Source organism: Streptomyces sp. NPDC001606, assembly GCF_053596835.1.
Genome location: NZ_JBSFHC010000002.1, coordinates 449273 through 461631, shown reverse-complemented (window position 1 = coordinate 461631; position 12359 = coordinate 449273). Strand labels below are relative to the sequence as shown.

At 69.0% G+C, this 12359-nt stretch carries 10 protein-coding genes and 1 tRNA gene; 4 read left to right on the top strand and 7 right to left on the bottom strand.

Features of this window, described 5'->3' with window-relative positions; genetic code table 11:
- Positions 1-15: 15 nt before the first annotated feature.
- The 4 genes from ACWCV9_RS06470 to ACWCV9_RS06455 form a co-directional block, all read right to left on the bottom strand.
- A complete protein-coding gene (locus tag ACWCV9_RS06470; protein WP_450784546.1) occupies positions 16-1377 on the bottom strand; it encodes an FtsW/RodA/SpoVE family cell cycle protein in 1362 nt (453 codons plus the stop codon).
- 64 nt (positions 1378-1441) lie between these two features.
- A complete protein-coding gene (locus ACWCV9_RS06465; protein ID WP_385839984.1) occupies positions 1442-1801 on the bottom strand; it encodes an SH3 domain-containing protein in 360 nt (119 codons plus the stop codon).
- 174 nt (positions 1802-1975) lie between these two features.
- Entirely contained in the window at positions 1976-3226 is a 1251-nt protein-coding gene (locus ACWCV9_RS06460) for an ATP-binding protein (RefSeq protein WP_450784545.1), read from the bottom strand.
- Complete coding sequence (locus tag ACWCV9_RS06455; protein WP_450784544.1) at positions 3226-3963, bottom strand: hypothetical protein; 738 nt, start codon at positions 3961-3963, stop codon at positions 3226-3228. The genes ACWCV9_RS06460 and ACWCV9_RS06455 overlap by 1 nt, the downstream gene beginning before the upstream one ends.
- 287 nt (positions 3964-4250) lie before the next feature.
- On the opposite strand from ACWCV9_RS06455, the gene ACWCV9_RS06450 reads away from it, so the two are divergent.
- Entirely contained in the window at positions 4251-5123 is an 873-nt protein-coding gene (locus tag ACWCV9_RS06450; RefSeq protein ID WP_450784543.1) for a nuclease-related domain-containing protein, read from the top strand.
- Between the two features lie 31 nt (positions 5124-5154).
- On the opposite strand, the gene ligD is transcribed toward ACWCV9_RS06450, so the two are convergent.
- A complete protein-coding gene (gene ligD / locus ACWCV9_RS06445) occupies positions 5155-6054 on the bottom strand; it encodes a non-homologous end-joining DNA ligase (RefSeq protein ID WP_450784542.1) in 900 nt (299 codons plus the stop codon).
- Positions 6055-6104: 50 nt separating this feature from the next.
- On the opposite strand from ligD, the gene ku reads away from it, so the two are divergent.
- Positions 6105-7127, top strand: coding sequence for a non-homologous end joining protein Ku (ku, locus tag ACWCV9_RS06440; protein WP_450784541.1), 1023 nt, complete (start codon positions 6105-6107; stop codon positions 7125-7127).
- 9 nt (positions 7128-7136) lie between these two features.
- On the opposite strand, the gene ACWCV9_RS06435 is transcribed toward ku, so the two are convergent.
- Positions 7137-8303 carry an MFS transporter gene (locus ACWCV9_RS06435; protein ID WP_450784540.1) on the bottom strand — a complete coding sequence of 389 codons (1167 nt, stop codon included), beginning with the start codon at positions 8301-8303 and terminating at the stop codon, positions 7137-7139.
- A 174-nt stretch (positions 8304-8477) separates the two neighbouring features.
- On the opposite strand from ACWCV9_RS06435, the gene ACWCV9_RS06430 reads away from it, so the two are divergent.
- Positions 8478-8822 carry an ArsR/SmtB family transcription factor gene (locus tag ACWCV9_RS06430; RefSeq protein WP_450784539.1) on the top strand — a complete coding sequence of 115 codons (345 nt, stop codon included), beginning with the start codon at positions 8478-8480 and terminating at the stop codon, positions 8820-8822.
- A gap of 410 nt (positions 8823-9232) precedes the next feature.
- Positions 9233-11671, top strand: coding sequence for an nSTAND3 domain-containing NTPase (locus tag ACWCV9_RS06425; protein WP_450784538.1), 2439 nt, complete (start codon positions 9233-9235; stop codon positions 11669-11671).
- A gap of 557 nt (positions 11672-12228) precedes the next feature.
- Here the strand turns inward: ACWCV9_RS06425 and ACWCV9_RS06420 are convergent.
- Positions 12229-12300, bottom strand: a tRNA-Arg gene (locus tag ACWCV9_RS06420).
- Positions 12301-12359: the final 59 nt, after the last annotated feature.

Here is a 12359-nt window from a genome sequence, read left to right as displayed (position 1 = left end):
GGCCGCCGTACTCGGTCACCGCGCCTCCCGCCCGTCGTACTGGCTGCGCGCCGAATGGCTCACCCGGATCAGCAGCGCCACGATCGCCCAGTTGGTCACCACCGAGGAGCCGCCCTGGGCGAGGAACGGCATCGCCATGCCGGTGAGCGGGATCAGCCCGGTCACCCCGCCCGCGATCACGAACACCTGGAGCGCCAGGATCGAGGCGAGCCCGACCGCGAGCAGCCGCCCGAACGGCTCGCGCAGCGCGAGGCCCGCCCGGTAGCCGCGCTCCACCAGCAGCGCGTAGAGCAGGATGATCGCGGCCAGGCCGGTGAGGCCCAGCTCCTCCCCGGCCGTCGCCAGGATGAAGTCCGACTTGGTGGCGAACCCGATGAGGATCGAGTGCCCGAGCCCGAGCCCGGTGCCCAGGACCCCGCCGGCGGCGAACGCGAACAGCGACTGGGACAGCTGGTTCGGCCCCTGCCCCGCCTCGATGGTGGCGAACGGGTGCAGCCAGTCCTCGATCCGCTGGTTCACATGCGGCTCCAGCCGCCCCACGGCCACCGCGCCCAGCACGGCGAGCAGCAGCCCGACCGCGATCCAGCCGGTGCGCCCGGTGGCGACGTACAGCAGCACCACGAACAGCCCGAAGAACAGCAGCGAGGTGCCGAGGTCGCGCTCCAGGACCAGCACGCCGACGCTCATCAGCCAGATCGTCAGGATCGGCCCGAGCACCCGCCCGGTCGGGAACTGCACCCGCCACACCCGGCGGCCGGTGTACGCGAGCGCGTTGCGGTTGGCGGCCAGGTAGGCGGCGAAGAACACCGCGAGCAGCACCTTCGCGAACTCGCCCGGCTGGATGGAGAACCCGGCGATATGGATCCAGATCCGGGCCCCGTTGACCGCCGGGAAGAGGATCGGCAGCGCGAGCAGCGCCAGCGCGGCGACCACGCACACGTATGCGTACCGCTGGAGCATCCGGTGGTCGCGCAGCATCAGTACGACCAGGATGAACAGGCCGACTCCCAGCGTGGACCACACCAGTTGGGCGGGGGCCGCCCGGTCGCTCGGCGTCTCCAGGTCCAGCCGGTAGATGAGGACCAGGCCGAGGCCGTTGAGCAGCACCGCGATCGGCAGCAGCAGCGGGTCGGCGTACGGCGCCCGGATCCGGACGGCGAGATGCGCGAACAGGGCGAGCACCCCGAGCCCGGCCCCGTAGCCGACGGCGCCCGGCGGCACCGTACCGGTCCTGGCCAGGCCCACCGCGCAGTAGCCGGACACCGACAGCAGGACCGCCAGCACGATCAGGGCGAGTTCCATGCCACGGCGCCGGGGGAGGCGTACGGCGGGTGCGGGAGCCTGGGCCGCCGCCAGGGTGGTTCCGGCGTTCGTCATGCCCGGAACCTACCCAAAGGGGAGGTCTGGCGGGTGTTGTCCCCCGGCAGTGTCCGTCGGCGCGTCAGCACCGGCGTGGCAGGGGCCCGATGATGTCGATGTACCGCGCCGTGCCCCAGGCCCAGGTGCCGTCCGTCAGCAGGTACCACACCGGGTTGCCGTGCACGGGCCGCCCGCGCGTCTCGCAGAAGACCGACACCCGCTCGCCCTCGTCGACGAACCGCACCCGCCGGCTGCCCCGGTCCGGCCGGTCCCGCAGCCACATGCCCTCCTCGGCGGTGACGACACCCTGGGAGAAGCGCGGGTCCCTCCCGCCGCCGTCGTCCTCGTCCGCGAGGGCGGGCACGGCCGCGACGGTACAGGCCAGGGTTCCGGCGGCGGTGACTATGGCGAGCCCACGGGAGAGGACGGAACGCAGGGACATGGGGGCACCTCCGAGAGGCGGACGAATCCTGACTAACCGCCACATTAGGATCGGCCGCCTGCGGGTGCCCTGCGCATTAGTCCCTTAGGGGCCCGGGCACATCGGGCCCTGCGGGCATCGGTCCCTCAGGGGCGCGGGCACATCGGCGGCTCAGGGGCGCGGGGACATCGGTCCTTAAGGGTGCGGGGAGTCGGGCAGCCGCAGGGTGGCGACCGCCCCGCCGTCCACCGCGTTGGCGAACGACAGCCTCGCCCCCAGCACCTCAGCCTGCCCCAGCGCGATGGTCAGCCCCAGCCCGTGCCCGGTGGCACCGCCCTCCGTACGGAACCGCTGCGGCCCGTGCGCGACGAGGTACTCCGGATAGCCGCCCCCGTGATCCCGCACGGTCACCACCGGCCCGTCCACCGTCAGCACCACCGGCGCGGCCCCGTGCTTGTGCGCGTTGGCCACCAGGTTCCCCAGCACCCGCTCCAGCCGCCGCCGGTCGGTCTCCACCCGCGCGTCCCGGAGGATCCGCACCTCCGTACGGGTGCCCGAGGCGCGGACCACCCGCTGCGCCAGCGCCCCCAGCTCCTCGGTGTCCACCTCCAGCCTCTCCCGGCCGGTGTCCAGCCGGGAGATCTCCAGCAGGTCCTCGGTGAGCGTGCGCAGCGCCGCCACCCGGTCCCGCACCAGCTCCGTCGGCCGGCCCGGCGGCAGCAGCTCCGCCGCCGCGTGCAGCCCGGTCAGCGGGGTGCGCAGCTCATGGGCGACGTCCGCGGTGAACCGCTGCTCGCTCAGCAGCTTGCTCTGGAGCGAGGAGGCCATGGTGTCCAGGGCGGCCGCGACGGCGGCCACCTCGTCCGGCGGACGGCTCGCGTCCTTGGTCCGCGGGTCGTTCACCCGCGCGTCCAGATCGCCCGCGCTGATCCGCCGGGCCACCCGGGCGGTACCGTGCAGCCGGCGGGTCACCCGGCTCACCGCGAACACCCCGACCAGCACGGTCGCCCCGATGGCGAGCCCCGAGGACCACAGGATCGAGGTGTCGAGGCCGGCGATCGTACGGGCCTGCTGGGAGTAGTCGACCTCCACGGCGAGCGCCCGGTGCCCGGCCACCGGCCCCGCCGCCCACATGGTGGGCCGGCCCAGGTGCGCGGAGACCATCGTGCCGCGCTCACCGGCCGCCGCCAGCGTCCGCAGCGGCGCGGGCAGCCCCTCCGGGTCCACCCCGGCGCCCGGCAGCAGCGTGTCCCCGGCCTCGTACGCCTGGGTCGCGTCGGCCAGCCGGGACAGCGCCAGCTTCCGGGCCTGGCCCACGGTCTGGTTGGTCACCGAGACATGCACCAGGACGCCCAGCAGCGCGGCCAGCGCACAGCACATCACCGTGATGAACAGCGCCGCCTTCACGGCGAGCGTCCCGGCCCACTGGGGCAGCGCGACCCTCATCACGCGCCCGCCGACGGCGAGACGGACGGCACCGGGCTCGGCGAGGGCTTCCGGGTGCGGCGGCCGTCCCCGGTGTGCAGATACTCGTCGCGGGAGAACACCATCGCGCGCTGCTCCGGGTCCCACACCCAGGTGGTGCGGTACTCGTACCCGGAGATGTCGGCCGGCGAGCGCTCGATCAGCGCGCGCCCGGCCAGCTCCACGCCGATGATCGCGTCGTTGTCGGCCAGGACCTGCACCAGCCGGTGCTTCTCGACCGTGTAGACCCGTACGGCCGTCTGGTTCGTCGGGTACAGCCGGAAGCCGAGCGTCATGTCGGGCCGGCCGTCGCCGGTCAGGTCCCGGTAGTACGCCGGCAGCAGCGGACAGCGCGCCCGCCGCCCGCCCGGCCGGCACTCCTTCAGCCGGTCCACCGTCGCGTGGTACGCCCCCTTCGACCCGTAGTCGTCCGGATGGGCCTTCACCTCGGCGTCCACCACGTCCACCGGATCGACCCTGCGGATGTCGTCACCGGGCACGGTCACACCCTTGACGGTCTCCCGGGTCGCCACGGAGTACGGAAAAGCGGGGCTGGACGCCGGCCGCAGGTCGGGCCAGAGCTTGGCGGGGCTGTTGGCCGTCTGGGTCGGACCGGCGGCCTGGAGCCCGCCGCTGTCGCCGCAGGCCGCCGCCGTCGCCGAGAGCAGCGCGACGGCGACCGCGGTACGGGCGGTGCGCAAAGGGCGTCGGGCAGACACGGTGCTCCTGAGGGCGACGGGGCGGTCGTAATCCACCACACCCTAAGTCGTAAAGGCGTAAAGTCCGTTTTGTTCACCCGGGGTGGTGCTGGGAGAGAGGCTACTCGGCCGGATCCTCCAGCAGCCGTACGGTGGCCGGCCCGACGCGCGGGTGCGCCACGAACAGCGCGTTGTGCGGCCCGCCGGACGGGACACGGCCGGCCGGCCTCCACGGCAACCGCAGTCGGCCCAACCGGTCTTGCCCCCGGACCACCCTGCCTGTTCCCATGGTCGAGGGGTGATGGCGCATGAGCGGACTGCGCGTGGTGCCGGCCTTTCGGCACGGCCGGGAACGGCTGTACGTCTGCCGCCCGGACGGATCCAGCGTCGCCTGGTACGACCGTGAGACCGGCCGGGTCAGCGTGCTTCTGCCCGGCGAGGACGGCCATCAGGACGTGCTCGAGGCACTGAAGCCGTTCCTGACCGGCCCGGTGACCGTCGGCCCGCCCCCGGTCCCCACCCCCGCGGAACTCGCCCGGCTGACCCTGCACCCGGACGACGACCTCGCCCCCAACCGCCCCGGTGAGGCCCTGCTGGTCGCCCTCGACCGCGAATCCGGCCACGGCCGCGGCCGGGCTCATGGCCTGGGCCACGGTCTCGGTCACGGCCCGGGTCATGGCGGTCCCGCCCGCAGGCTCCGCCCCGACCCGCGCCGGCGCGCGCTGCTGGCCGAGCAGACCGTCGGCGAGACGCTGGACGGGCTGGAAGGCGCGGGCTGGCACACCGTGCACTCGATACCGCTGCCCGGCGGCGACCGCATCCACCACCTGGTCATCGGCCCCGGCGGCCTGTACGCCGTACACGCCCTGTACGCCCGCAGAAGCCGGGTCCTGATCGCCGACCTCATGGTCACCCTGGGCCGCCGCGAGCCCGAGCCGCTGCTGCGCCGGCTGCGCGCCGACGCCGACCGCGCCGCGTACGCCCTGACCGCCGAGGTCCACCCGCTGCTGGCCCTGGTGGGCCCCACCGAGGTCACGGTCACCGCCCGGCCGAGGGGCGTGCGCATCCTCCGCGACGAGGAGCTGACGGGGCTGGCGCGGACCGGCGGGGTGCTGAAGCCGGGGGACGTGGAGGCACTGCACGCGATGGCGCGGGACCGCAGGACGTGGGGGAGGGTGTAGGCGGGGCCCTGTGTGACGGGTGCCCGGGCTGCTATCCGTCCCGGGCGGGCAGGGCGGCCGCGTTCGCCCCCTCCGCCAGCGGTGACATCAGATCGCCCAGATCCTGAAGGCGCGGGGCGATGTCCTCCGCCCGGAACTCCAGCCGGCCCGGGCTGCGGCACTCGGCGACCTCCTGCCAGGTCACCGGCGCCGACACCAGCGGGGCCCGGCGGGCGCGCAGGGTGTACGGCGTGGCCGTGGTCTTGCGGGCCGCGTTCTGGCTCCAGTCCACGAACACCTTCCCCGGCCGCAGGCTCTTGGTCATCCGGTGCACCACCAGCCGCGGCATCGCCCGCTCGGCCTCCACCGCGAGCGCCTTGGCGTACTCGCTGGCCCGCTCCGAGGACGAGCCCCGCACGGCGGCCAGCAGATGCAGCCCCTTCGACCCGGCCGTCTTCGGGTACGCCTCGATCCCGTCCGCCGCGAGCCGCTCGCGCAGCCACAGGGCGACCTCGCAGCAGTGCACGACGGTCGCGGGCGCGCCCGGGTCGAGGTCGAAGACCAGCCGGTCGGCCTCCTGCGGGGTCTGCACCCGCCACTGATGGGTGTGGAACTCGGTGACCAGGTTCGCCGCCCAGACCAGACTGGCCAGATCCTGGATCACCACCATCCGGGCCGGGCTGTCCGCCGAGGACCGCGGCACCTCGGCGGTGGTGACCCACTCGGGCGTACCGGGCGGCACGTTCTTGGTGAAGAACAGCTGCCCGTCCGGGCCGTCCGGATACCGCAGGAAGGACACGGCGCGGTCCCGCAGATGCGGCAGCAGCACGTCGGCGGTGGTCGCGTAGTAGTGCACCAGCTCCGCCTTGGTGAAACCGGTCTCCGGGTACAGCACCTTCTCCAGATTGCTGAGCGCGACCCGGTGCCCCTCCACCTCTGTGATAGGCGTCATAGGATGACAATCCCAGACAAAGCGGATAAATCGGTGGAAGGGTGTGGCACGTGCGATCCATATGGAACGGTGCGATCTCCTTCGGGCTCGTCAGCATCCCGATCAAGCTGGTGAACGCGACCGAGAGTCACTCGATCTCCTTCCGCCAGATCCACACCGAGGACAACGGCCGGATCCGCTATCGCAAGGTCTGCGAACTGGAGGAGCGCGAGGTCACCCAGTCGGAGATCGGCAAGGCGTACGAGGACGCCGACGGCACCATGATCCCGATCACCGACGAGGACCTCTCCCACCTGCCCATCCCCACGGCCCGCACGATCGAGATCGTGGCCTTCGTGCCGGCCGACCGGATCGACCCGCTCCAGATGGACGCGGCCTACTACCTGGCGGCCAGCGGCGTCCCGGCGGCGAAGCCGTACACCCTGCTGCGCGAGGCGCTCAAGCGCAGCAACAAGGTCGCCATCGCCAAGTACGCGCTGCGCGGCCGGGAACGCCTCGGCATGCTCCGGGTCGTCGGTGACGCCATCGCCATGCACGGCCTGCTGTGGCCGGACGAGGTCCGCGCCCCCGAGGGGGTCGCCCCCGACGCCGACGTCAGCATCCGCGACAAGGAGCTGGACCTCGCCGACGCCCTGATGGACACCCTCGGCGAGGTCGACCTGAAAGACCTGCACGACGAGTACCGGGAGGCGCTGGAGGAGGTCATCGCGGCGAAGGCCTCCGGCGAGGCGCCGCCCGAGGCGCCGGCCCCGCCCGCCGGCGGCAAGGTGCTCGACCTGATGGCGGCCCTGGAGAACAGCGTCCGCGCGGCCCGCGAGTCGCGGGGTGCACAGCCGGCGGGGGAGGCGGAGGTCAGATCCCTGCCGCGAGGCCGGGCCACGCCGAAGGAGACCGAGGGCAAGAAGTCGACGAAGGCGGCCCCGGCCAAGAAGACGGCCGCGGCACGGAAGTCGACGTCCAAGGCGACGGAGGGGACGAAGAAGAAGACGGCGGCCAAGTCGACCTCGACCTCGTCGGCGAAGAAGACGACGGCGGGCGCGAAGAAAACGGCCTCCCGCAAACGCCCGGCCTGACGGCGGCCCTCACTCCTCGAAGCGCCGCCCCACCACGGCCGCGAGTCCGCCTCCCGCCACGGCTGCCAGCCCCAACGCGACCCCGAACGCCGTCGCCCCCGTACCCAGCCCCACCGCATCACTCAGATACCCCACGGACACAGGCAGCACCCCGGCCGGCAGATACCCCCCGATGTTGAACGCCGCGTTGGCTTCGGCGAGCCGCTCCACCGGCACCGCGACGTTCAACAGCGACAGCCCGCCCAACTGCCCCATCCCCTGCCCCGCCCCGGCCAGCAGCACCGCCCCCGCCAGCGCCGTCACCGAGCCCCACCGCACGGCGACGACAAGCAGCAGCATGCCGAGCGCGGTGGCCCCCGCCCCGCCGGCCAGAATCGCCGGCCGCCGCAGCCGCCGTACCGCGAACTGCACCCCCGTCGCACCGAGGAACATCACGAACGCCAGCGCCCCCGAGACCACGCGGCTACCGGTCCCGAGCAGCCCCGCCAGCAGCGAGGGGCCGAGCGACAGCACGAACGACGTCGCGGTGATCCCGGGCGCGAACACGGCGATGCCCGTGGCCAGCCGCCACCCCACACCCCGGGGCACACCCGGCACCCGCACCCAGGCCCCGCTCCCGCCCCTCGCGGGCCGCCGCACCGGCATCCGTACGACCACCACCCCCGCCGTGACCAGCAACACCGCCTCCACCACGAACACGGTGACCGTGGGCGCGGGCAGGGCCTCGGACAGCACCCCCGCGAGCAGGGGCCCGGCACCCGCCCCGAACACCATCGCGCAGGAGGCGAGCAGCGCGGCCAGCCGGCGCCGCCCGGGCCCGGCCACGTCCGTCACCGCGGCCATCCCCGCCGACACCACCGCGCCGACCGCGATCCCGGTGCACAGCCGCGCCACGACCAGCGCGCCGACCCCGCCCGCGGTGGCGAAGACCAGGCAGGCCACCAGCGCGAGCCCCAGCGCGGGCAGCAGCACCGGCTTGCGGCCGAGCCGGTCGGACACGACGCCGGACACCAGCAGCGAACCCAGCAGCCCGGCGATATAACACGCGAAGACGACGGTCAGCGTGCCCTTGCTGAATCCCATCTGACGCTGCCACAGCACATACAGCGGCGTGGCGGCGTTGGACAGCACGAACACGGCGGTCACCGGCCAGGCGGCGAGCCACACCCACCGCACGGACACCTCCCCACCGCCCGCCCTCCGCCGCACCCCGCCCCTTCGCACCCCAACCCGGCTCACGACACACTCCTCCCCTGGAATTCCTCAGTACGACCGAACCCGTACCAGTACGACTTCAATCGAACCTAGCACGTAGTACGATCGAACTCGTACAGGAGAAAGGAAGTGCCCATGCCGGACCCGCACCCGCGTCCTGCCCCCCTCCCCGAGCCGCCCGTGGAGGACCTGCGCCTGGAGACCGTGCTCGGCGCACTCAGCGACCCGCTCCGGCTGCGCATCGTCCGCAAACTGCTCCTGGAGTCGGAGGAGTTCGACCACCCCTGCGGCTGGTTCGGCCTGGACCGCCCCAAGTCCTCACTGACCCACCACTTCAAGGCCCTCCGCGAAGCGGGCGTCACCCGCCAGCGCCAGTACGGCCTGGAACGCCGCAGCCAGGTCCGCACGGAAGACCTGAACACCCGCTTCCCCGGCCTGTTGGACCTGGTGGCGTCGTGGACACCGCCGGCGGAGACCTGAGCCGGCTGCCGAGGAGCCGGCGCCCGGCCGCCGGCAGCACCCCCGTTCAGCCCCTGCTCGACTTGCTCGGCCAGCCGGACCCCGGCCGGCACACTCCCCGACGGCTACGGCGCCCTCGTGATGTCGTCCTACCCGGCGCTGCTGGCGGTTGGCTTCCTCCTCGACCTCGGCGGTACGACGTTTCGCGACAGGGTGCCGGCATGGCGCCGTGGCGTAGCCCTGTCCGGCTTCTTCATCCCGGCCGTACCACGGCGGCGACGCCTTCGCCCGATGTGATCCCTTCCGTAGGTTCGCTCGCGGATCACTCGCCGCTCATCTAGAGGAGCGGGCTGTGCGGCCCCGCCGTCGATCAGGGAAGGGTCTTCTGTAAAGCGGGCTCCAGCAGCGAGACGCATAGGGATACTGGCCGCATGGCCCGCAACTACAGCGATCTCTCTCCTCACGATTTCGAAGTCCTGGTGAGGGATCTCCTCCAGGCAAGTCGTGGGGCGCGCATGGAGACGTTTCCGCCAGGCCGGGATGGAGGGGTCGACATCCGCCTTCATCGAAACGGCGAGGAAACCCTCATTGCGCAATGCAAGCATACGCCGGGACGGACTTTTGCGCAGATCAAGGGTCAGCTTCAAACCGAGGCCAAGAAGATCGGTGACCGGTTCTCCTGTCGTTACATTCTGGCTACCTCGGCTTCACTGACACGCCAGAACAAGCAAGAAATCGCAACCATGTTCGCCGGAGTGCGGCTGAGAGTTGAGGATATTTGGGGAGTAGATGATCTCGATAACCTATTGAGACTGCACCCTCAAGTGGAGATAAATAACTTCAAGCTATGGATTACTTCGAGTGCCGTCTTGGACCGCCTTCTGCACTCTGATCTATATTGGAGGAGCTCAGGACTTGTCGACCGGATCGTCAAGAGGCGCAAGCTTTATGTGCATAGCGAAGCGTACCCGGATTCGTTGAGGATACTGGAAGAACATCATGTCTGCGTGATTTCTGGAGAGCCGGGAATCGGTAAAACAACTCTCGCCGAGATGCTGCTCGTCAAGTTTCTTTCGGATGATTGGGAAGTGCATTCTGCTTCCAGCGACGTGACAGACATCGAGAAGGTGTGGAAGCCGGGGGTTAGGCAAGTATTCCTGTATGACGATTTCCTGGGTCAGAATTCGCTCCTCGACAATCTGAACAAGAACGAGGACAGTAGACTGATTGATTTAACTGAGCGTATTCGCGATGTGGCCGACAAAATCCTGATCATGACTACACGCGAGTACATCCTCCAGCAGGCGCGACAAGTTCATGAGCGCCTACACGAGTCGCGAGCGCTGGCTGAGGGGAAGGTGATTCTGGACCTCTCACATTACACCGCCGAACAAAAGGCGAGAATCTTCTATAATCACATCCACTTCGCTGAACTCTCTGAGGATGCCCGTGAGTCGGTCTTGAAGGAAAGGAGGTACATGGACGTCATTCGGCATGCCAACTTCAACCCCAGGATCATCGAGCTGGTCACGAAAAACTTTCGAGACTCTGGAGTCGCCGACAGAGGCTTCTTCGAATACGCCCTGAACGCGCTTGACGATCCTCGCGAGCTGTGGGAGCGCATTTTTGAGAGCCAGCTCTCTGCGGCGGAGAGGAGCCTGCTGCTGGTCTTGGCCACCATCCGTACTCGAGTCGAACTCAAGGACCTGCACCGCGCACTTAACTCATACGAGTGCGTTGACGGGCGGCAACGTACGGATTTGCATAAGATGAGGCTGCTCCTCAAGAAGCTGGAAGGCACCTTCATTCAGGTTTCTGCGGATGCGGCGCTAGATGATCAGGCGAACGGATTTCACCCGAGGAACCGCGCAACGCTCGTCCAACTGGCCAACCCTTCCTTTATTGATTATATCTCGTCATACCTGTCGACTCATCCGGACGAAATCCATCAGATGGCCCATGGATGTCTCTTCTTCGAGCAAGCGGAAACGCTTGCGCTCTGGGAACTCGGGGAGGCTTCCCAGGCTCAGATCTCCAGAATTGAATTCGATGCGTTCTTTGGGGTTGCACAGCGGACGCGGCAACTGCCTCGGCTCGCTCCCGGCCATGAAAGATTCGTGATGGCTGCACTGGTGCGACTGAGGTCCGCAGAATCGTGCACTTGGGTGGATAGCCCCAGGTATTATGGAGTTGCAACTCGCCGGGAGGTCTCTGTCGGGAATCGGCATCTTGTTATGCTGATTCTCGACCATAAATATGGCCGAAGCCTCCTTGGGGAACAGTCTTTGGCTGGCATCGTGCAGATGCTCACCGAGCGTATCGGTCAGACCGGCGTGGGGCTTTTGCGGCGCGAATTCCCTCTCATGCGATATTTGTGCCGGTATGAAAGCGTAGAGGAGCAGGTCATTGCGGCCCGTGACATTGCCGCCTCCGTGTTGCTGGAAGTACTGGAGCACCCTGAGCACTTCCAGTCGGCACTTTCTGTTTTTCGGGACCTCGGAATCAATCCGTCACGCTGGTCCGAGCGAAGCGAGGAAGGACTACGGCGACGCTTCGCGTCTTTTGCCTCGCAGTGGGACTGGGCGGAGGCTGGGAGAGTAAACAATGTTGCGGAATGTGAAAATTCTCTCTCCTTGTTGCGAGAAGCGCTATTAGATTTTGAACTTCATCAATCGATTGAGCCAGTCGCTCTCGCGGACCGACTGTCGATGCTTCAGGACGAGGTTGCTCAGAACCTAGATTTCGGCGACGCAGAGTGGGATGAACCAGAGCCGGATGAGTATGAAAGGAGCCGGCTCGATGAGGAGGATGTTCCCTCTTCTGGGCAGCCCAGCGATCCGATCGATGATCTTTTTCAAACGCTGATCTAAATGTGGCCGCGCCGCAGCCCCGGGGCCGGGGGTACCTGGTGCTGTGGTGCACGTGTGATCGGGATCCCGACTTCGCGAAGTGGACGTGCCCCTGAGCTGACTCAAGTGCCTGGACCGCCGCTGCGGCCACCGCGCTCAGTACCTATGGCCGCCGACCGTCGACTGGATCGTGCCCCTCACGCCGATCGGCGAAGGCAAACGGCTCATCGCTGTCGACACGATGAGCCGTGCGGAAGGTGCGGGTAACAGAGCTGAGGTTCTGCTGCTCTCACCTCGCACCCGACAGAGGTTCAGGCTGACCTCTCGTGCTTGGACACCGGGCCGGCCTGTTCACCTGATGGCCCCTGGGTATTGGGCCAGGTAGGTGCCGGTTCGGTCGATGGTCCAGGGTTTGGCAATTTGGGTGCCGACCTGGCCGATGACCCAAGAACCTGTCCACGAATAGTCCACGGACCCTGTCCTAGGGCCGCTCAGCGCTGCACATGCCTGCACAAACGCGAAGACCCCGGCCTCAGCGTTTCCGCTGGTGACGGGGTCTTTGGGCACCTCATACTGGGTGCCCCCGGCAGGATTCGAACCTGCGCACACGGCTCCGGAGGCCGTTGCTCTATCCCCTGAGCTACGGGGGCGTGTCGGCTGCGGAGCTTCTCGCTCGCGGCGACGTGTAGAACATTAGCAGGTCCGGCGG